Annotated in this window: 20 protein-coding genes; 5 read left to right on the top strand and 15 right to left on the bottom strand. The window is 65.5% G+C overall.

Annotation, left to right across the window (positions count from 1 at the left end; translation table 11 throughout):
- Positions 1-35: 35 nt before the first annotated feature.
- From FFS30_RS06800 to FFS30_RS06790, 3 genes are read right to left on the bottom strand one after another with little or no spacing between them, the layout of a single operon-like run.
- Complete coding sequence (locus tag FFS30_RS06800; RefSeq protein ID WP_137912307.1) at positions 36-1,388, bottom strand: HAMP domain-containing sensor histidine kinase; 1,353 nt, start codon at positions 1,386-1,388, stop codon at positions 36-38.
- Entirely contained in the window at positions 1,385-2,059 is a 675-nt protein-coding gene (locus FFS30_RS06795) for a response regulator transcription factor (RefSeq protein ID WP_137912306.1), read from the bottom strand. The genes FFS30_RS06800 and FFS30_RS06795 overlap by 4 nt, the downstream gene beginning before the upstream one ends.
- A 27-nt stretch (positions 2,060-2,086) precedes the next feature.
- Entirely contained in the window at positions 2,087-2,692 is a 606-nt protein-coding gene (locus tag FFS30_RS06790; RefSeq protein ID WP_137912305.1) for an SAM-dependent methyltransferase, read from the bottom strand.
- Positions 2,693-2,836: 144 nt separating this feature from the next.
- Here FFS30_RS06790 and FFS30_RS06785 point away from each other — a divergent pair, with 144 nt between their 5' ends.
- Complete coding sequence (locus FFS30_RS06785) at positions 2,837-3,772, top strand: sterol desaturase family protein (RefSeq protein WP_137912304.1); 936 nt, start codon at positions 2,837-2,839, stop codon at positions 3,770-3,772.
- Positions 3,773-4,020: 248 nt separating this feature from the next.
- Here the strand turns inward: FFS30_RS06785 and FFS30_RS06780 are convergent, their stop codons facing one another.
- The 6 genes from FFS30_RS06780 to FFS30_RS06755 all read right to left on the bottom strand — a co-directional run bounded on the left by FFS30_RS06780 (position 4,021) and on the right by FFS30_RS06755 (position 9,798).
- Positions 4,021-4,593, bottom strand: coding sequence for a YkvA family protein (locus tag FFS30_RS06780; protein WP_137912303.1), 573 nt, complete (start codon positions 4,591-4,593; stop codon positions 4,021-4,023).
- A gap of 142 nt (positions 4,594-4,735) precedes the next feature.
- Positions 4,736-6,580: a phospholipase D family protein gene (locus FFS30_RS06775; protein ID WP_137912302.1), complete on the bottom strand. Its 1,845-nt coding sequence runs from the start codon at positions 6,578-6,580 to the stop codon at positions 4,736-4,738.
- A 110-nt stretch (positions 6,581-6,690) separates the two neighbouring features.
- Positions 6,691-7,314, bottom strand: a complete 624-nt coding sequence (locus tag FFS30_RS06770; RefSeq protein ID WP_137912301.1) for a YceI family protein — start codon at positions 7,312-7,314, stop codon at positions 6,691-6,693.
- 26 nt (positions 7,315-7,340) lie between these two features.
- Complete coding sequence (locus FFS30_RS06765) at positions 7,341-7,805, bottom strand: histidine phosphatase family protein (RefSeq protein WP_137912300.1); 465 nt, start codon at positions 7,803-7,805, stop codon at positions 7,341-7,343.
- An 86-nt stretch (positions 7,806-7,891) separates the two neighbouring features.
- Entirely contained in the window at positions 7,892-8,521 is a 630-nt protein-coding gene (locus FFS30_RS06760) for a ParA family protein (RefSeq protein ID WP_137912299.1), read from the bottom strand.
- Between the two features lie 155 nt (positions 8,522-8,676).
- The gene (locus FFS30_RS06755) at positions 8,677-9,798 is read right to left on the bottom strand and encodes a hypothetical protein (RefSeq protein ID WP_137912298.1); all 1,122 of its coding nucleotides are present in this window, start codon (positions 9,796-9,798) and stop codon (positions 8,677-8,679) included.
- Positions 9,799-9,980: 182 nt separating this feature from the next.
- On the opposite strand from FFS30_RS06755, the gene FFS30_RS06750 reads away from it, so the two are divergent.
- Together FFS30_RS06750 and FFS30_RS23765 are read left to right on the top strand one after the other, a co-directional pair.
- Complete coding sequence (locus FFS30_RS06750) at positions 9,981-10,298, top strand: PGPGW domain-containing protein (RefSeq protein ID WP_137912297.1); 318 nt, start codon at positions 9,981-9,983, stop codon at positions 10,296-10,298.
- A gap of 27 nt (positions 10,299-10,325) precedes the next feature.
- On the top strand, positions 10,326-10,502 hold the full coding sequence (locus tag FFS30_RS23765; RefSeq protein ID WP_171014452.1) for a hypothetical protein: 177 nt from the start codon (positions 10,326-10,328) through the stop codon (positions 10,500-10,502).
- A 31-nt stretch (positions 10,503-10,533) separates the two neighbouring features.
- Here the strand turns inward: FFS30_RS23765 and speE are convergent, their stop codons facing one another.
- Positions 10,534-11,388, bottom strand: a complete 855-nt coding sequence (gene speE / locus FFS30_RS06745) for a polyamine aminopropyltransferase (protein WP_137912296.1) — start codon at positions 11,386-11,388, stop codon at positions 10,534-10,536.
- A 282-nt stretch (positions 11,389-11,670) separates the two neighbouring features.
- Here speE and speA point away from each other — a divergent pair, with 282 nt between their 5' ends.
- Both speA and FFS30_RS06735 read left to right on the top strand, forming a co-directional pair.
- Positions 11,671-13,560: an arginine decarboxylase gene (speA, locus tag FFS30_RS06740; RefSeq protein WP_137912295.1), complete on the top strand. Its 1,890-nt coding sequence runs from the start codon at positions 11,671-11,673 to the stop codon at positions 13,558-13,560.
- 11 nt (positions 13,561-13,571) lie between these two features.
- A complete protein-coding gene (locus FFS30_RS06735) occupies positions 13,572-14,438 on the top strand; it encodes an NAD(P)-dependent oxidoreductase (protein ID WP_137912294.1) in 867 nt (288 codons plus the stop codon).
- A gap of 148 nt (positions 14,439-14,586) precedes the next feature.
- On the opposite strand, the gene FFS30_RS06730 is transcribed toward FFS30_RS06735, so the two are convergent.
- The 5 genes from FFS30_RS06730 to hslU form a co-directional block, all read right to left on the bottom strand.
- Positions 14,587-15,807: an acetylornithine transaminase gene (locus FFS30_RS06730; protein WP_137912293.1), complete on the bottom strand. Its 1,221-nt coding sequence runs from the start codon at positions 15,805-15,807 to the stop codon at positions 14,587-14,589.
- 82 nt (positions 15,808-15,889) lie between these two features.
- A complete protein-coding gene (locus FFS30_RS06725) occupies positions 15,890-16,321 on the bottom strand; it encodes a VOC family protein (protein WP_137912292.1) in 432 nt (143 codons plus the stop codon).
- 67 nt (positions 16,322-16,388) lie between these two features.
- Positions 16,389-16,748: a DUF971 domain-containing protein gene (locus tag FFS30_RS06720; RefSeq protein WP_137912291.1), complete on the bottom strand. Its 360-nt coding sequence runs from the start codon at positions 16,746-16,748 to the stop codon at positions 16,389-16,391.
- 137 nt (positions 16,749-16,885) lie between these two features.
- Complete coding sequence (locus tag FFS30_RS06715; protein ID WP_137912290.1) at positions 16,886-17,521, bottom strand: hypothetical protein; 636 nt, start codon at positions 17,519-17,521, stop codon at positions 16,886-16,888.
- 37 nt (positions 17,522-17,558) lie between these two features.
- Positions 17,559-18,887: an ATP-dependent protease ATPase subunit HslU gene (gene hslU, locus FFS30_RS06710; protein WP_137912289.1), complete on the bottom strand. Its 1,329-nt coding sequence runs from the start codon at positions 18,885-18,887 to the stop codon at positions 17,559-17,561.
- Positions 18,888-18,892 lie beyond the last annotated feature (5 nt).

Below are 18,892 nucleotides of genomic sequence, written 5' to 3'. Positions count from 1 at the left end.
TCCGCTTTGCGTGCGCCTCGCTCGGCACGCGGATCTCAGTCGCGGGCGGCCGCGTCGGCAAAACTCAGGCGAAAGCCGGCGCCGGTCGCGCGGTCGAGGATCGACACGCGGCCGCCGTGCAATTGCATGACCTCGTGAACCAGACTGAGGCCGAGGCCTGCGCCACGGCTTTCTTTGTGTTCCTTGTAGAACGGCTCGAAGATGCGTTCGCGCAGCGCGGCGGGAATGCCCGGTCCTTCGTCGCTCACGTCAACCCACGCCGGGCCGACGGACACGTGCAGGCTGCCCTTGCCGCCGCCGTGGTCGATGGCGTTCTGCAGCAGATTGGTCAGCGCGCGTTCGATCGACCTGCGGTCGCCGCGCACCGGCGCCGCGCCGCCCTCGGCCGCGAACTCCAACTGATAGCCCGCCGCAAAAACCAGCGGCCCGATGTCGAGCACGACCCGGCGCGCGAGTGCTTCCAGATCGACTTCGGCGAAGCACTCGCCGCCTGAGCGCAGGCGTTGCAGGTCGAGCATCTGTTCGACGATGACGCCCATCCGCGCCGCATCGCCCGACAATTCGGACTTGTAAGAGGACGCGGGCAGCGAGGCAATGCGCGCATTGAGAATCGCCAGCGGCGTGCGCAATTCGTGCGCGCCGTCGGCAAGGAATCTTTCCTGGCGTTCGTAGCCTTCGTCGAGCCGGTGCAGCGCGCCGTTCACCGCGCGCACGAGCGGGGTGATTTCCTGCGGGATATCGTCTGCGGTCAGCCTGCCGCCGCGTTTGCCGACGTCGATCGAATCGGCCTGGCGCGCGGCCCGTTCCACGCCGGCGAGCGAGCGCCGCACAACCAGCGGCGTCGCCACGAACGCACCGAGGGCGATCACGATCAGAATCGGCAGCGCCTCTTTGAGCAGAAACAGCGAGGCTGCGTAGAAGATCAGCAGCGGCGACAGCGGCGAATCCGTTCCGGTTGTGAACTGCAGTTTGCCGGCCGCGGAATCGGCCCAGCGCATGCGTGCGGTCGGCCGATCGGGATCGCCGATGTTCCAGCCGAGTCGGGCCTGGCCGATCCGGTCGAGCGCGTCGCCGATATCCGCATATTCGAATGGAATCTCGCCCTCGGACAGACGGTGCCCCTCGCGGTCGCGGATGACGAACCAGAAGTCGGGCTCGCTGCGGCGCAGATCGCGCAGCGCCGGCGTTTGCGCGAGCGTCAGCCTGCCGCGTGCATCGCGCGAAACGGCTTTGCGCAGGGTTTCAATCGTGCTGTCGGTGTTGGAGAAATTGACCACGAAACCGGAGACGAACAGGATCGCGATCACCGCAATGAGCACGGCGGACTGCACGCCGAGTAGCCGCCAGAACAGCCGCTTCTTCAGCGGCGGCGTGCGCTCCGTGCTCATGCCTGTTCGCGCAGGAGATATCCCACTCCGCGCACGACATTGATGACGACGCCGGCTTGCAGATCGCCGAGCTTGCGCCGCAGGCGCGAGATATGCGAGTCGAGCGCATTCGATTGCACATCGTCGTCGAAACCGAACACGGCCTCCATGAGGACGCGGCGCGGCACCATGCGTCCGGCGCGGCGCACCAGGCATTCGAGCACGAGCATTTCGCGGCGCGGCAGTTCGAGCGAACAGTCGCCGACGCGCGCATCGGCGACGGCGAGGTCGAAGCAAAGATTGCCGACCGCGATGACGGAATCGCGCAGCACGGTCGGGCGCCGCAATACGGCGCGCAGGCGTGCGAGCAACTCGTCGAACACGAACGGCTTGCTGATGTAGTCGTCGGCGCCGGTTTCGAGTCCGTCGATACGGTCGGGGACTTGCCCCTTCGCGGTCAGCACGATGACCGGCAGCGAACTGCCGGATTCACGCAACTGGCGCAGCAGCTTCATGCCGTCGCCGTCGGGCAAAGTGCGGTCGAGCAGCATCGCATCGTAAACGTCGTCGTGCATGACCGACTGCGCCTGCGCGAGGGTGGCGACGTCGTCGAGAAGAATGTGGTGACGGGAAAACGCCGCTTTGAGCGCGACCACCATCTGCGGCTCGTCTTCGATCAGCAGTATCCGCATGCTCAGTCTCTTGCCTTGGGTTGCGCCTTACGCCGGCTGCGGCGGCAGGGCCTGCTGTGCGCGAATGGTCTCACGGGCGATGCGGTAGACGCTGGCCGGAGGGAAGTTGCGAAACGTGTGGCCGATCCATTCCGCGCGCAGATGCAGGCGTTTCAGGATCGAATTTCGGATCGGGCATACGGGACCGTAAGTGAACTGATAGAACGCGCCGTCCGGTTTCAGGCGCGAGAAGCTGCCGCCGACGATGTCGATGACCGCTTCGGGTTTCATCGAAATCAAAGGAAGTCCGCTGATCACCGCGCCGAACAAGGTGCCGTGAAGGAGGTCGTCGCGGCCGATCTCGCGGGCGTCCGTGCGCAGTATGCGGGCGGCAGGAAAACGCCGCCTGAGCAGCGGGACGAATTCGCCGCCGAGTTCGATCATGCTGATGTCGCGTTCGGCGACGCCGCGCGCGAGCAGCGCGCGGGTGAACACGCCGGTGCCCGGGCCGAGTTCCAGAATCGGCCCCGTGGCCGGGCCGATTTCGCAGGTGATCAGCGCTGAAAGCCCGGTTCCCGAGGGCGTGATCGAGGCCACGCGCAGGGGCGCTTTGAGCCAGGCATGGAAGAATCGCAGCTTATCGGACGACGACATTTCGGCTCACCGGGTACGAGGACCCGCGCATTTCGGCCGAAAAACATTGCGGGATTCTGGCGACGGACCGCAACTCGGCAAGATCACGGCAATCTTCGTCCGGTATCAATGCGCTTTCACGCAAGCGAAATATGAGGAGAACGCATGCCGATACCCGCGATCGGGCCGACGACGAGGGCCTATTCGATCCTGTCCGTCAGCCTCTGGCCGCTGCTCTACGGCGGCGGCCTGCTCGGCGCGTATTTCGCGTTTCGCAGTGAGCGGCCGGTGTTGTGGTTCAACGTCGTCTACTTGTCCGTGGTGCTGGCGATCGGCGTGTTCGAGCGCCTGATGCCTTACGCGCGCCGCTGGCACCATTCGGACGGAGAAGCGTTCAACGACGTCGCCCACACCTTGATGTCGAAAGGGCTGGTGCAGGTTGTGGCCGCGGTCGGCGCGTCGTTTCCGCTGCTCGTGGCGACCTTTGCTCAGCCGGTGCTGGCCACGCACAACGGTCTATGGCCGACGCAGTGGCCTTTGTTCGCGCAGGTCGTGCTCGGCCTCTTCCTTGCCGAATTCGGCTTGTACTGGGCGCATCGCCTGGCGCACGAGCGGCTGACGTTCTGGCGCTTCCATGCGCTGCATCACAGCGTGGTGCGCCTGTGGGTCGTCAACACTGGCCGGTTCCACATCGTCGATTCGCTGTTCAAGGCGATCCTGAGCCAGGTGCCGCTGTATCTGCTCGGTGCGCCGTTGCCGGTATTTCTCTGGATCGGTGCGGTGACGGCGTTCACTGGCCTGTTGACCCACTGCAACATCGACGTGCGCACGGGCTGGCTGGACTACGTGTTCAGCACGCCGCGCCTGCATCGCTGGCACCATTCGCGCAAGCTCAGCGAGGGCAATACCAATTACTGCGAGAACGTGATCCTCTGGGACCAGGTCTTCGGCACTTACTTCAATCCGCCGCGGCCTTCGTCGGTCGACATCGGCATCAGCGGCACGATCGCACGCGGATTCCTGCGCCAGCTCGCGCAGCCGTTCTCGGCCGCGGGCCTGCGCGAAATTCTCGGTGGGCGGCCGGCCGAAGCGCAGGAGTGACCGCGGTCTGCGGTCGAACGCCGCTGATCGCTTCTTTCGAGTCGGGAGAGTGAAAGATTGAATCACGGAAAACACGGAGACGGAGAACGGCGGATGCCGAGGTTTTTCTCCGTGCTCTCAGTATTTTCCGCGATTGACGCGCTTCAATCCGTTTTGCCCACGGATCGGACAAGCACCAGCCAACGCCCCGGCATCGAAGCTGGGAACGTTGGCAGTCTGCTTTGGGCCGTCAACGCGGACGGCAAAGATCAGGTGAAGCGGAACAGCGCCTGCGAGAAGCTCGTCGGCACGTACGAGTCGCGGCGACGCGACGCCATGCGCGCCTGCAGTTCGGCGCGGCGGTCTTCGAGCCAGTCCACGCGCTCCATCTTTACCGTATCGACATTGACCTTGCGGTGCGCGGCTTCGGCGGCGCGGTGGGCGACGAATTCCTCGTAGGCGTCGATCTCGTGCTTGAGCTCGCGCTGGCACAGCTCGATCATGATCGCGTCGTCAAGGAAGCCGAGCACCGGCACGCTGTCCGGAATCACGTCTTCGGGTTCGGCGAAATAGGTCAGCGCCGACAGCACGCGCTTCTTGTCTTCCTCGGACAGGGCCCAGCCGGCGTCGTTGACCATGCCGATCATGGCGTCGAGTTTGGACAGGCGCGCGGCGATGAACTCGGGCACGTTCACGCTCTTGGATTCGACCAGCAGCTTGCTGGCCGCATCGGTGATCTGCTTCGGGGTGAGGTTGCCGGCCTTCGCCTGCGCGCGCTTGGCGGCGTCGATGAAGTACTGAAGGTCGGAATCCTTGAGGTCGATCGTGATCTGCAGTGACATGGCGTGGTCCGTTTATCCCCGTAAAGGCTGGTGAGCGTAGCCAGCGCGTGCCTGCGCGTCAATCGTTTTTGGGCACCGGGGGCGGCGGCCCACGGACCGCAAATCGAGGGCGGAAAACGCTCCGTTTTGCGGTCCGCGCGCCCTACATGATCGACACCAGCCCGGCGCCGAACGCGGTGACGATGCGCGTGTAGATCGTCTTCAGCGGCAGGTTCACCTCGGGAAAATCGCCGACATCGGTGTAGCAGGCATAGAAATCCGCCGCGCCGGGGCGCATCGGCTTGCATTCGCCGTGCTTGCCGGCGGGATCGAACTCGAAGCTCGACGCATAGCGGAACGGCCACAGGTCGAAGATTGGCAGCGCTTCGGAAAAGTTGGCGATCGCATTGCTGATGCCGCCGAACAGCGGCGTGCGCTGGCGCTTGGCGATGGTCCAGGCGTTCTCCGGCGCCGCATCGAGCAGGATCGAGGCGCGCAGGCGCGAGGCGAGTTCGGCGTCGCGCACGATGAAGCCCGATTCGGTGTTGTAGATTTCCGAGCGCGGATCGAAATTGTGCGAGCCGATCACCGCGATCTCGCCGTCGATCACCATCGACTTGGCATGCAGGCCGACGCGCACGCCGGGACTCTTCAGCGGTGCGTGGCGGTATCTGTTCTGCGCGCGTTCGCGCACCGCGTTGGGCGCCTGCGCCGGGGCGGCGCCGAGGTTGGCATAGTCGGCGATCAGCTCTGCGGCCTCCGCGGCGAATGGCTTGAACTCGTGGATCTCGAAGCCGAGCTTGAGATAACGCTTCTTGTACTTGTACGACAGCGCATAGACGTAGAACGCGTCGGTCGCCGCGAGCGAGTTGGTCGAGACGATGACGCGCGGCGGCTGCGGCCGCTTGTGCAGGTCGCGGAACAGGCGCCGCGCGGTCGAACTGAGTACGAGGTACGGCGTTTGCAGCACGATCTCCGATTTCGCCGCGCGCAACAGCGCGGCGAGCGGACGCGTGGCTTCGCGCCGTGTCGAGGACGGCTCGGGCTTGCCGGGCGCGTCGGCGAAATAGTCGACGCGGCCGACGCGCAGAACCTCGCTCGCGAAATGCGCGCGCATGTACTCCGCATCGTCGGCCCGTCGCAGCAGCTCGGCGACGCGCTCGGCGTTGCGATAGGTGTGCGTCGCGTAGGGCAGGGCAGAGATGCCGGCGTCGAGAATGTCGCCGGCGACGTCGCGCAGACGGCTCAGCGACACGGTATGCGGGGAGTTCCAGAACGTGTCGAACGACGCGCGCATCGCCGTGCCGACCGGGCCTGCGGCGACGAGATCGCGGTCGCGGTAGTCGAATTCTCCGTCCCAGTCGTAGTAGCGGTTCTCGTAGTTGCGGCCGCCGACGATGCCGATCGTGCCGTCGACCAGGAGCATCTTGTCGTGCATGCGCTGGTTGAAACGCCAGAAGCAGCAGAGCACGCCCGCGGCGAATTCGAGCGGCGGCGTCGATGCCTTGTGGAAGGTCGGGTTGTAGACGCGGAACTCGAAGTTTTCGTGCGCGCGCGCGAGCGCCGCGTAGAGCGACGCGTCGTCGAGCGAGAACAACTGGTCGGCGATCACGCGCACCTTGACGCCGCGGCGCGCGGCTTTGACCAGCTCGTCGAGGACCAGATAGCCGGCGTCGTCCTCGCTGAAGATGAAAGTCTGGATCTCGATGCTGCGCTGCGCGCTGCGGATCAGATGCAGGCGCAGCAGCAGCGAATCCTCGCCGCGCTCGATCAGATTGACGTAGTGCACCGGCACGGCCGGCGTCGACTGCTTCAGCGCCGCGGCCGCGAGCGCACGGTACGGCGAATCGGGCGCGCAGGCGTCGGTGCGTTCGGGCGGGCAGTCGAGAGTCTGGTCCTGCGCGGCGCTCGCGGTCGCCGCGGCGCGACGCGCATGGATCGGATCGAGCGCGCAGCCCGATACTGCGGCGAGCACGGCGGCGAAGAGCAAGAAACGGCTTTTAGCCACGGATTTCACGGATGGACACGGATAAAGAAAGTCCTCGCAAACCCTCTCTTGATGGCTCTATCGGTGTTCATCCGTGAAATCCGTGGCCGATTCTGCTCTTGCTCGTGATGTCACGGAATTGCGCTCGAACCGTTCATCGGCTTCGTCGCGATCGAGAAGCTCAGTTCGACCTTGTCCGACAGCGTGCCGCGGCGCGAACTCATGCCGAAATCGCTGCGGCGGATGCTGCCTTCAGCCTCGACCGGGCAATTGTCGGCGCTCTCGCCCGGGCAATCGGGCTTGATCAGGTTGAGGCGCACTGGTTTGCTGATCCCGCGCAAGGTCAGCGTGCCTTCGATCTCGCCGCCGTTTTGCAGGCGCTTGAGCGGGATCGGGTCGGATACGAAAAGAATTTGCGGATAGTGCTCGGCGTCGAAGAATTCCGGCGACTTGACCCATTCCTCGTGGCTCTTGCTGCGCATCGAGACGACGTTCGCGTCGATCTGCGCCTCGACCGTCGCCGCACTGCGGAAGTGATCGACCTTGATCATGCCGTGCACGCTGCCGAAGCGGCCGCGCACGCCGACCAGCCAAAGCACCTTGACCTCGAAATCGACCCAGGATTTTTCGCCGTCGAGGGCGAGATAGTCGACGCGCTGCTCGGCGCGGACGGCCACGGGCTGCAGCGCAACGAGGACAGCGAAGCCGAAGAGGAAAGCGGCCCGTGGGCGCCAGATTTTTCCTTTCGTCGTCATCGCTGCGCGAAGATAACGCAGCGTCGTTACGGCGCCCAGAACGCTTTCAGCCGGCCTGCCCCGGGTTCGACGGCGCCATCGAGTTCGATCCAGGCAATGCCGGCCGGCGGCATGCCGCGGAAATCGCCGGATTGCCCTGTTGTGAGCAGGGCTGCGAGCGTTTCGAAGCCCGGATTGTGCCCGACCATGAGCAGGCGTTCGCTGTCGATGTGTTCGTCGATCAGCGCGATCAGCTCGCCCGCGGTGGCCTCGTAGATGCGCGGCTCCATGGTCGGCGCGACGGCGCCGAGCGCGTAGTCGAGGGTCTGTTTCGTGCGCCGCGCGGGCGAGCAGAGCACGCGCGCGGGCAGCACCTTATGTTCGACGAGCCAGTGACCGGCGTCTTCGGCCTCGACGATCCCGCGCGTGCTGAGGGTGCGCTGCGCGTCGTCCTCGCCGGCTTTGAGGCTTTCGGCATGTGCATGGCGGAGCAGGATCAGTTCGCGTTTCATGGGCACCGGGGTCGGGAGTCGGGAACGGGAAATCGGAATGGCGGAGCGGGCATCTTGTCGCCTCGGCGATTCCCGATCCGCGCCTCTCACATCTTTTTCAGCCAACGCAGCAGCTTGTTCCAGTCTTCCTGGTGCGAACGCACGGTCTCGGAAGAATAGTCGAAGATGCTTTTGCCGAGGCCGGCCATGAGCACGTAGGCCTGCGAATCGCGGATCTGCGCGACGAGCGGGAACGGCAGGGCCTTCATTTCCTCGATCGCGAGCTGCGAGGCGGTGGTCCACGGCCGCAGCCGGTTGGCGACGATGCCGACCGCGACCTTGCCCCGCTTGACCCGCGCCAGGCCGGCGACGCCGTCGATGAAGTGCTGGCTCGCTTCGAGGTCGATGCGCGAGGGCAGCACCGGAATCAGCACCGCGTCGATGTCGTCGATGAACGCGTCGACGTCCTGCGGGCGGATCGCCGCGGGCGCGTCGACGATGATGCGCTGCGCGCCCGACGGGATGTGCGAGCGCCAGTCCGCGCGCGTGCCGGCAAGCGGCAGCACCGGCGTGGTGTAGCCGGCGCGCTTCTCGCACCAACTGCGGCTCGAACCTTGCCGGTCGGCGTCGACGAGCACGGTGTTCTTGCCGTCCTGCGCATAGTACGCGGCGAGATTGGTCGCGATCGTGGACTTGCCGCAACCGCCTTTCGAATTGGCCACCAGAATCTTCAGCATCGAGACTGCTCCAGTGAACGGGAGAAGACTTTAACCCGGATCGGCGCGGATCAAGGAGCGATCGAAGCGAGCGGGCAGAATTCGAATGGGTTTCGGCCGCATTCGTTCAATCCGCCTTGCCGCGTCGCCCAAGAGTACACGAAGCCGCCGCGGGATCACTGTTGCGGCGCGGGAGACTGCAGCGCATCGGGCGTCTTCAGCGGCGGCGCGGGCTGCCAATCGCCCGGCGGGTCGGTGCGCTCTTTCTGCGCGCGCAGGAAGGCGACGACGGCCGACGGCTCGTCCGGTTCCTTCTCCAGCGCTTCGATATAGGCCTGGGCCAGCGCCGGCTCGTGGGCGAAGCGGCCCGACAGTTCCATGAATCGTTCCTTCTGCCAGGCGGCCGAGCGCCGGCGCGTCGCCATCACGTCCTTGTCGACGCCCGGGCTGAGCAGGGCTTCTTCGATCGCAAAGCCGATGCCCTGGGCGACGAAGGTGCCGCCGGCTTCGAGCTTGCGCGCGACCGCGATACAGTCCGATATCGCCGTGGCGTCGTTGGCCGCATCGAGCTTGGTGCAGAACTGGTGCAGGCGCTGCAGCGGCACGGGCAGGAAGGCGCTAGCGATCGACGTAGCGAAATTGATCCGCGCGCTTTCCGAACTCAGGCCGAGCGAGGTGATCGCTTTCGGCACCGGCAGCACTTCGAGCGCGTGGTAGAGCGCGACCACGTCGGCGCCCCAGAAATCGTTGTAGCGCTGGGTCTGCGCCATGCGCGCGACGGCGGCGCGCTGCTTGTCGGCATCGCTGTCGGTCGGGTAGGCGAGCAGCCACACCGCGGTGTTGTCCGGATCGACGGTCTGCAGCGTCTTCAGCGCGGCGGGGTTGGCGCAGCCCGGCTGGGTCAGGCAGGCGTTCGAGGACGCGATCCAGAGCACGAGCGGGTCCTGCGGGCCGAGTTCGAGCGCGCGCTTGACCAGAGCCGATGTCTTCTTGATCGCCGATCGCGAAGCGTCGCCTTCGTCGGGCGCGGCGATCTGCGCGGCGGCGATCTGCTTGCGCGGGTCGCCGGAGAGGGCGAGCAGATTGATCAGGTCGTGGCGGAACAGCTTGAACGCCGGGTCTTCGGGCGGTGCGCCCGTGTCGCTCTTAGGTGCTGGGTCCTTAGCCGCGGGAGTGGCGGCTTTCTTCGCCGGTGCGGCCGACTTGGCGGGCGCGGCGGTCTGCGCGGCGGCGGGCAGTGCGAGCGCGGCGCCGGCCACGGCGCAGGCGGCGAGAATGAGGGTCGAGATCCGAGACATGGCCGTCCTTATTCGAAACAAAACGGGCGTCAGTGTAACCGCTGCGGGCTTCATGCGCCGTTATCCGCGCCGCAGGGAAAATCGGCCGGCACTTGAGGCAGCGCTGAACGAGTTGAGCGGCCACGCTTGAACTTTCTGCGCGGCGTCGTCATGACTAGCCGGACTGCGGAATGGGATAAGGCATGTTCAATTGGCTGCGCGCGCACTTCCGCACGTTTCTCGAATCGAGAAGCGGCACGCGCTTCCGCCGCCAGCACCGGCGGCGGCAGGCGCAGCCGCATCTCGTGCGCACCATTCTCTCGGTGGTTGGCGGCGTGCTGCTGCTGTTGCTCGGCCTGATCATGCTGGTCACGCCCGGGCCCGGCCTGCTCGTCATCGCGGTCGGCGCGGCGCTGATCGCCGGCGAATCGATGTTCGTCGCGCGCCTGCTGGACCGCATTGATTTCTGCGCCGGCGTACACTATCGGCGTTGGCGGCAGCGTCGCGACTCGGCGCGCTGAGACCGCGCACAACCGACGGAGACCGACATGCCCGTGTATTCCCTCAACCGTGAATTCTTCGTCGGCTGGGGCACGCTTGCTCTGCTGATCGCCGGCGTGGCGCAAGGCAAGGGACACAGCGGCCTGCTGTGGTTCGTCGTCGCCCTGTTTCTCGGCCCGCTCGCGTTGCTGATCCTGCTGTTTCTCGCCAATCAGCGCCGATAACGGCGCGCCGTTGCCGACGCGCCGCGGATGCTCAGGCGAACGCGCGCTTGAGGAATTCCGGCTGCGCCAGCGCGGCCTTGTGGATGTCGAGGTTGTAGTACTGCGTCGCGAACGGCTTCGCCGCCACGTCGGCCTCGCGGAATGAATCGAGCTTGCCGCGCTTGCGCGCCATCGTGCCGCTCCACCAGCCCGACGGATAGCACGGCTGCGGGAAGCAGATCGTGTGCAGCGATTCGAAGCCGGCCGTCGTCAGCGCGCTGCGGATGTCGGTCAGCAGCGGCAGGTGCGCGAGCGGCGACTCGCTCTGCTGCACGATGATGCCGTCCGGGCGCAGCGCTTTGAGGCAGGTCGCGTAAAACGCCGCATTGAACAGACCTTCGGCCGGGCCGATCGGGTCGGTCGAATCGATGATGATGACGTCGAGCGATTCGGGCTCGGCCTCGGCCATCCACTTGATGCCGTCGATGAACAGCAACTGCGCGCGCGGGTCGTGGTTCGATTCGCACAGCTCGGGGAAATACTGCTCGGCGAGGCGCGTCACGCGCTCGTCGATCTCGACCTGGATCGCGCTTTCGACGTTCTTGTGTCTGAGCACCTCGCGCAAGGTGCCGCAGTCGCCGCCGCCGATGATGACGACGTTCTTCGGATTCGCATGCGTGTACAGCGCCGGGTGCGACATCATCTCGTGATAGAAGAAATTGTCGCGCGTGGTGACCATCATGCAGCCGTCGATGGTCATCAGCTTGCCCCAGTCGGTCGTGTCGTAGATGTCGATCGTCTGGAACGGCGTCTTCTCGCCGTGCAGTTTCGCCGTGATGCGGAAACCGATCGACGAACCCGAGTAGTCGTGTTCTTCGTTGAACCAAGTGGCGTGTTCGTTCGACATGGTCGTTCCGTCGGCAAAAAGGGAGGGGCACGATTGTAGCCGGAAAAGATTGCAGAGCAGTTGGCCACGGATTACACGGATAAACACGGATCGAGCTTTGAATTGCATTTTGCCTGCGTGCACGGAAGGTCGGTCGCAGGCGGAACCGGGTTTCGATTACGTCGAGATGACAAATAGAGATTTTCCTGGCTCTTAATCCGTGTTGATCCGTGTAATCCGTGGCCAAAAAGCTCTCTTCGCATCCTACAATACGCGTCCATTTTCCCCCGGTGGAGTTTTGAAGTGAGCAACAAGCGCTGGACGACCGACGACGCGCGTGCGCAGTACGCGATCGCACACTGGGGCGAAGGTTATTTCGACGTCGACGCACACGGCGACCTGAGCGTGCGCCCGCGCGGCGCCGACGGCCCCGCATTCAGCCTGCCGGCGATCGTCGACACGGCGCGCGAGCGCGGCTCGCGCCTGCCGCTGCTCGTCCGTTTTGCCGACATCCTGCGCCATCGTCTGTCGCGCCTGCAGGGCGCGTTCGCCAAGGCGATGAAGGAGTGGGATTACGCCGGCGGCTACAGCGCGGTCTACCCGATCAAGGTCAATCAGCAGAAAGGCGTCGCCGGCGAACTCGCCCAGGCCGGCGGCGAGGGCTTCGGCCTCGAAGCGGGATCGAAGCCGGAACTGATGGCCGTGCTCGCGCTCGCCCATCCGGGCAGCATCGTCATCTGCAACGGCTACAAGGACCGCGAATACCTGCGCCTCGCCCTGATCGGGCGCAAGCTCGGCCTGCGCGTGTTCATCGTCATCGAGAAGCCGTCCGAACTGAAGCCGGCGCTCGAAGAAGCGAAGGCCCTCGGCGTCGAGCCGCTGTTCGGCGTGCGCATGCGCCTGACCAGCCTCGGCGCGGGGAAGTGGCAGAACACGGGCGGCGAGAAATCCAAGTTCGGCCTGACGCCGCGCCAACTGCTGACCCTGATCGACGAACTCAAGGCGACCGGCCTGACCAATTCGCTGCAGTTGCTGCACGTCTTCATGGGCTCGCAGATTTCCAACGTGCGCGACATCGCCAGCGGCATGCGCGAGGCGACGCGCTACTTCGTCGAACTGTGCAAGCTCGGCATGCCGATCCGCTACGTCGACGTCGGCGGCGGTCTCGGCGTCGACTACGAAGGCACGCGCTCGCGTTCGGCGTGTTCGATCAACTACGGCCTCGACCAGTACGCCTCGACCATCGTCGAGCCGCTCGCCGAGGCCTGCGCCGAGCACGGTTTCGTGCCGCCGCACGTGATCAGCGAGACCGGCCGCGCGATGACCGCGCACCATGCCGTGCTCGTCACCAACGTCAGCGACATCGAGCGCGCGCCCGAGGGCCGCATTCCGCCGGCCGACGCGGACGAGCCGGTCGCGCTGCGCCGCCTGCGCGAGATCCACGGCGAAATCGGCGAGCGTTCGGTGATCGAGCTGTATCACGAGGCGCAGCATCATTGGAGCGAAGGCCACAGCCTGTTCGCGCTCGGCCAGCTCACCCTGCGCCAGCGCGCGCGCGCCGACGATCTCTACTACGCGATCGTCAACGCGCTGCGCCTGCGCCTGAAGCCGGAAGAACGCGCGCATCGCCAGGCGCTCGACGAACTCGACGAAAAGCTCGTCGACAAGTACTTCGTCAATTTCTCGATTTTCGAATCGATTCCCGATTCGTGGGCGATCGACCAGATCTTCCCGATCGTGCCGATCGCCGGGCTCGACCGTGCGCCCGACCGCCGCGCCGTGATCGCCGACCTGACCTGCGACTCCGACGGCCGCATCGACGACTACGTCGATGCCGACGGCGTCGACGTCAGCCTGCCGGTGCATGCGCCGCGCGAAGGCGAAACTTACCGCCTCGGCATCTTCCTCGTCGGCGCCTACCAGGAAGCGCTCGGCGACATCCACAATCTGTTCGGCGATACCGACGCGGTCAACGTGCGCATCGGTGCCGACGGCGGCTACGAGTTCTCGCATCTGCGCCGCGGCGATACCACCGACCTGATGCTCGACTACGTCGGCTACGACCTCGCTGCGCTGCGCGCGGAATATCGCGCCAAGATCGAACGCGCGGGCATCGCCGGCGACGAGGCCGAGCGGCTCAACGCCGCGCTCGAAGCGGGATTGACCGGCTACACCTACCTTGCCGAACACTGAGCGAGACGAAGATGACAGAAATCAAAGCGGGATTTGTCGGCCTCGGCGCAATGGGCTGGGCGATGGCCGGGCATCTGCAGCGCGTCGGCCTGCTTGCCGGCGTCGCCAACCGCAGCGCGGCGAAGGCGCAGGCGTTCGCGCAGGAATATAGCGTGCTCGGCGCGGCGGCGCCCGCTGAGCTGGCGCCGCACTGCAACGTGATCGCGCTGTGCGTTTCGGCCGATGCCGACGTGCTCGAAGTGACGCGTGCGATCGCCGCGCATGCGCAGCCCGGCACGATCGTCGTCGATCATTCCACCGTGTCGTCGAAGACCGCCGTCGACGCGCAGAAGCTGATGCGTGCGGTCGGCGGTGATTTTCTCGATGCACCGGTTTCGGGCGGCGTCGAAGGCGCGAAGAACGGCAAGCTCTCGATCATGGTCGGCGGCGACGAGGCGGCGTTGGCTCGCGTCAAGCCGGTGCTCGACGCCTACGGCGCACGCGTGAGCCATATGGGCGATATCGGCGCCGGACAGAACACGAAGGCGGTCAACCAGGTTCTCGTCGCGGGCGCGGTGCAGGGCATTTGCGAAGGGCTGGCGCTCGCCGAAGCAGTCGGCCTCAAGCCCGAAGTGCTGTTGCCGACCCTGATGGGCGGTGCGGCGAATTCGTGGTACCTGGAAAAGCGTGGCGCTTCGGCGATGCGCGACGAATTCAACGTCGGCTTCAAGCTCGCCCTGCTGCACAAGGATCTCGGCATCGTGCGTGAAGTCGCCGAAGCCGCGGGCACCGACCGCAGCGTGATCGAAAAATGCCTCGCCGACTATGCCGAATTGATGGCGCAGGGACACGGCGATGAAGACGTGTCGGCGCTGATCCGCCTCAAGCGCAAGAAGTAATCGCTCCCTTTCTCCCCTCGGGAGAAGGTGCCCCGCAGGGGCGGATTAGGCAAGAACGCCGCAATTTTTGCATGCGGCTACAAGTGATGTAGTGCTTTTCCCTCATCCGGCGCTGCCGCGCCACCTTCTCCCGGTGGGAGAAGGAAAGCTAGGCGAGAGAGGCGCGCAACGCGAGCGCGAGCCGCGTCAATCCTTCCGCAACGTCGCGGTCGCCGATATTGAGCGCAGGCACGAAGCGCAGCACGTCGGGGCCGGCCTGCAGCAGCAGCAAGCCCTGCGCGGCGCAGTGATCGAGGATCGCACCGGCCTTGCCCTTGTGCGCATCGGCAAGCACCGCGCCGAGCATCAGGCCGCGTCCGCGCACTTCGGCGAACACGTTCAGCTCGTCGTTGATCGAATGCAGGCCCGCGGTCAGCGCGGCGGACTGGCGCTCGACGTTCGCGGAAATCGGTGCCGACGAGAGCTTGCGCAGCGCGACGCGCGCGACGGCTGCGGCGAGCGGGTTGCCGCCGAAGGTCGTGCCGTGCGCGCCGAACTGCATTACTTCGGCGACCTTGGGGCCGGCGAGCATCGCGCCGATCGGGAAACCGCCGCCGAGCGCTTTCGCCAAAGTGACGATGTCGGGTTTGATCTCGTCGTGCCAGTGCGCGAACAGCGTGCCGGTGCGGCCCATGCCGCACTGGATTTCGTCGAGCAGCAGCAGCGCGTCGTGTTTGTCGCAGAGCGCACGCAGGCCGCGCAGGAAGCCCGGTGCGGCGGGCATCACGCCGCCTTCGCCCTGGATCGGCTCGACCAGCACGGCGGCGACGTCGCCGGCCGCGAACGCGGCTTCGGCCTGGGCGAGATCGTTGAAATCGAGATAGCGGAAACCGCCCGGCAGCGGCTCGTAGCCTTCCTGGTACTTCGGCTGCGCCGTCGCGGTGACCGCGGCGAGGGTGCGTCCGTGGAAGCTGCCGCGGAAAGTGACGATGACGCGACGCTCGGGCGGGCGGCCCTGCGCGGCGGCCCATTTGCGCGTGAGCTTGATCGCGGCCTCGTTCGCCTCGGCGCCGGAATTGCACAGGAACACGCGCTCGGCGAAGCGCGAAGCGTTGACGAGTTCTTCGGCGAGGAGCAGCGGCGGCTCGGAGTAGAACACGTTGCTTGTATGCCAGAGTTTGCCGGCCTGCTCGGTCAGCGCTTTGACCAGATCGGGATCGCAGTGGCCGAGCCCGCAGACCGCGATGCCCGCGCCGAAATCCACGTACTCCTTGCCTTCGCGGTCCCAGACGCGCGCGCCGAGCCCGCGTTCGAGGATGGTTTCGCGCGGTTTGTAGACGGGGACGTAGTAGCGTTTGCCTGCGGCGAGCAGGTCGGCGGTCGTGGACATGAAGAAACTCGGATGTTGTGGCGGGGTTCCGTCCTTCCCACGCGAGCGGGAAGGACGGGCTAAAGCGAAAACGCGCGCGAGGCTACCACGTACCGACGTTCGGCATCGACGCCCACGGCTCCTGCGGCGGCAAGTGGCCGTTCTGCAGCAGTTCGATCGAAATCAGGTCGGGCGAGCGCACGAAGGCCATGTGGCCGTCGCGCGGCGGCCGGTTGATGGTCACGCCCATCGCCTGCAGATGCGCGCAGGTGGCGTAGATGTCCTCGACGCGGAAGGCGAGATGGCCGAAGTTGCGCGCCGAGCCGTAGTCTTCGCTGACGCCGTCGGCGCCGGGCCAGTTGTAGGTCAGCTCGACCTCGGCATCGGGCGTGGCTTTGGCGGCGAGATAGACCAGGGTATAGCGTCCTTTCTCGTTCTCCATGCGCCGGGTTTCGACGAGGCCGAGGCCCTCGCAGAAGAATTTCATCGAAGCGTCGAGATCGCGGACGCGGATCATCGTGTGCAGGTAGCGCATGGCGCAGTTCTCCGGGAGAAAGAAACGGGTTCGAGGAGCCGGATTATCGCCAAGGTGGATTCACGCGCTAAGGCAGGCGCGATTTTCCGGCGGCCGCAAGTTCGTCGAGATAGGCCTGCCATTTGCGCGCCTGATGCGTGCCGAGTTCGTGCAGTACCGACCAGGAGTAGATGCCCGTGTCGTGGCCGTCGTCGAAACGCAGCAGCACGCCGTATTGGCCGACCGGGCTGATCGCGGCGATGTTGACGTTCTGCTTGCCGTACTGGAGCACGCGCTGGCTCGGCCCGTGGCCCTGCACCTCGGCGCTCGGCGAATGCACGCGCAGGTATTCGCACGGCAGGCGGAAGACTTCGCCGCTGTCGAAGGCGACTTCAAGCATGCGCGAAGCGCGATGCAGGGTGATGTCGGTCGGCTGCGGGCTGTTCATGCAAGAAAAAGAGCTGTTGGCCACGGATTACACGGATAGAGCGTCTGAGATGAAGCGCAGCTGCTCTTTCTCGCACAGATACGCTCTTGCTTTATCCGTGTCATCCGCGTAATCCGTGGCAAAAAGCTTTGGCTTCGTCAGGAAGCCGGCAACGCTTCGGGCGGCAGCGGAATCGGCGGCACGCCGGCGATGCGCGCGAGCAGCAGCATATAGGCCGTGGCAAATGCGATCGAACCGATCGCGGGGAACTCGTAAGCGCCCGTGTCCGGATACCAATGCGCGTTCGGGTCGACTTCCTGCAGCAGCAGCGCATCGGGCTCGGCACCGGTCAGGCGGCCGACGTAGCTGACCTCGCCCGACTCGTCGTCGAGCATATTGAGCGAGATCAGCGGCGTCACCGCGGCAGCCGACTGCGCGATGGTCTGCCAATCGGTCAGGTCGATCTCGGTCAACGCAGGAATCGTCTCCTCGTTGAGCTTGAGCGCGCGCTCGACGAACTCGCGGCCCGGATCTTCCTCGACGTGGCTGACGTCGGACACCGCGATCACGAGGAAGCCGTCGAAGCGCATCGCGTCGGAGACCTCGGCGATCAGGCAGAACTCGGCCGACATGCCGATCACGTAGCCGTGCGTCCAGCCGGCGGAAATTTTCTCGCGCATCACGCGCACGGGCACGCTCGTCTCCAGCGCCTCGCGCAATTGCGCGCGCGCTCCGCGGGCGCGGAACTGGACGACGTTGCTGCCGCCTTCACGGTGATGATTGATGGTTACCATTTTTATAATTGTATAGAAATCTGCGTCAACGGACGCGTCAAAGAATGTAGCGGCTCAAATCCTGGTCCTGGACCAGCATCGCCAGATGGTCGTCGACGTACTTGGCGTCGACGTTGAACGTCTGTCCGCCGCGGTCGGGAGCCTCATAGGATATCGTATCGAGCAGGCGCTCCAAAACGGTATGCAGGCGGCGTGCGCCGATGTTCTCGGTGCGCTCGTTGACCTGGAAGGCGATTTCGGCGAGGCGGCGCACGCCGTCGTCGGTGAATTCGAGCTTGACGTTCTCGGTCGCGAGCAGGGCGCTGTACTGCTTGGTCAGCGCGCTGTGCGGCTCGCGCAGGATGCGCTCGAAATCGCCGGCCGACAGCGCCGACAGCTCGACGCGGATCGGGAAACGGCCCTGCAGCTCGGGAATCAGGTCCGACGGCTTCGCCAGAGAAAACGCGCCCGAGGCGATGAACAGGATATGGTCGGTCTTGACCAGGCCGTGCTTGGTCGACACGGTCGAGCCTTCGACCAGCGGCAGCAGGTCGCGCTGCACGCCCTCGCGGCTGACGCCTGCGCCGCCCCACTCGCCGCGCTGCGCGACCTTGTCGATTTCGTCGATGAAGACGATGCCGTTCTGCTCGGCCGCTTCGATCGCCCTTTGCTTGATCTCTTCGTCGTTGACCAGCGTGGCCGCCTCTTCTTCGATCAGCAGCGGGCGCGCCGCGCGGATCGCGAGCTTGCGCTTCTGCGTCTTGTTGCCGGCCATCTGCGAGAACATGCCGCGCAGCTGGCTGGTCATTTCCTCCATGCCCGGCGGCGCCATGATCTCTACGCCGACGTTGACCTGGGTTTCGATTTCGATCTCGCGGTCTTCGAGCGTGCCTTCGCGCAGCTGCTTGCGCAGTTTCTGCCGCGTGTCGGTATCGAGCGCTTCGGGCGGCGGCTGGTCCCAGCTCGACGCGCGGCGCGGGATCAGCGCGTCGAGGATGCGCTCTTCGGCGCGCTCCTCGGCCTGCGACTTGACCTGGTTCTTCGCCGCCTCTCGGGCCATTTTCACCGCCGCGTCGGCGAGATCGCGCACGATCTGCTCGACGTCCTTGCCGACGTAGCCGACTTCGGTGAACTTGGTCGCTTCGACCTTGATGAACGGCGCATTGGCGAGCGCGGCGAGCCGGCGCGCGATTTCGGTCTTGCCGACGCCGGTCGGGCCGATCATCAGAATATTCTTCGGCGTGACTTCGTTGCGCAGGGACGGATCGAGCTGCATGCGCCGCCAGCGGTTGCGCAGCGCGATCGCGACGGCGCGCTTGGCCGCGTTCTGGCCGATGATGTAGCGGTCGAGTTCGTTGACGATTTCGCGGGGGGTGAGTTCGGACATGGCTA

It is taken from the genome of Rudaea sp. 3F27F6, from assembly GCF_005503555.1.
Taxonomy (GTDB): Bacteria; Pseudomonadota; Gammaproteobacteria; order Xanthomonadales; family Rhodanobacteraceae; genus Rudaea.
Note: the sequence above shows the minus strand (reverse complement) of the source record. Positions and strands in the feature narration are given on the sequence as shown.

Excerpts from the sequence above, each read along its gene's own strand:
- FFS30_RS06800 (WP_137912307.1), bottom strand. The coding sequence starts at position 1,388 with ATGAGCACGGAGCGCACGCCGCCGCTGAAGAAGCGGCTGTTCTGGCGG.
- FFS30_RS06795 (WP_137912306.1), bottom strand. The coding sequence starts at position 2,059 with ATGCGGATACTGCTGATCGAAGACGAGCCGCAGATGGTGGTCGCGCTC.
- FFS30_RS06790 (WP_137912305.1), bottom strand. The coding sequence starts at position 2,692 with ATGTCGTCGTCCGATAAGCTGCGATTCTTCCATGCCTGGCTCAAAGCG.
- FFS30_RS06785 (WP_137912304.1), top strand. The coding sequence starts at position 2,837 with ATGCCGATACCCGCGATCGGGCCGACGACGAGGGCCTATTCGATCCTG.
- FFS30_RS06780 (WP_137912303.1), bottom strand. The coding sequence starts at position 4,593 with ATGTCACTGCAGATCACGATCGACCTCAAGGATTCCGACCTTCAGTAC.
- FFS30_RS06770 (WP_137912301.1), bottom strand. The coding sequence starts at position 7,314 with ATGACGACGAAAGGAAAAATCTGGCGCCCACGGGCCGCTTTCCTCTTC.
- FFS30_RS06765 (WP_137912300.1), bottom strand. The coding sequence starts at position 7,805 with ATGAAACGCGAACTGATCCTGCTCCGCCATGCACATGCCGAAAGCCTC.
- FFS30_RS06760 (WP_137912299.1), bottom strand. The coding sequence starts at position 8,521 with ATGCTGAAGATTCTGGTGGCCAATTCGAAAGGCGGTTGCGGCAAGTCC.
- FFS30_RS06755 (WP_137912298.1), bottom strand. The coding sequence starts at position 9,798 with ATGTCTCGGATCTCGACCCTCATTCTCGCCGCCTGCGCCGTGGCCGGC.
- FFS30_RS06750 (WP_137912297.1), top strand. The coding sequence starts at position 9,981 with ATGTTCAATTGGCTGCGCGCGCACTTCCGCACGTTTCTCGAATCGAGA.
- FFS30_RS23765 (WP_171014452.1), top strand. The coding sequence starts at position 10,326 with ATGCCCGTGTATTCCCTCAACCGTGAATTCTTCGTCGGCTGGGGCACG.
- speE (WP_137912296.1), bottom strand. The coding sequence starts at position 11,388 with ATGTCGAACGAACACGCCACTTGGTTCAACGAAGAACACGACTACTCG.
- FFS30_RS06735 (WP_137912294.1), top strand. The coding sequence starts at position 13,572 with ATGACAGAAATCAAAGCGGGATTTGTCGGCCTCGGCGCAATGGGCTGG.
- FFS30_RS06730 (WP_137912293.1), bottom strand. The coding sequence starts at position 15,807 with ATGTCCACGACCGCCGACCTGCTCGCCGCAGGCAAACGCTACTACGTC.
- FFS30_RS06725 (WP_137912292.1), bottom strand. The coding sequence starts at position 16,321 with ATGCGCTACCTGCACACGATGATCCGCGTCCGCGATCTCGACGCTTCG.
- FFS30_RS06720 (WP_137912291.1), bottom strand. The coding sequence starts at position 16,748 with ATGAACAGCCCGCAGCCGACCGACATCACCCTGCATCGCGCTTCGCGC.
- FFS30_RS06715 (WP_137912290.1), bottom strand. The coding sequence starts at position 17,521 with ATGGTAACCATCAATCATCACCGTGAAGGCGGCAGCAACGTCGTCCAG.
- hslU (WP_137912289.1), bottom strand. The coding sequence starts at position 18,887 with ATGTCCGAACTCACCCCCCGCGAAATCGTCAACGAACTCGACCGCTAC.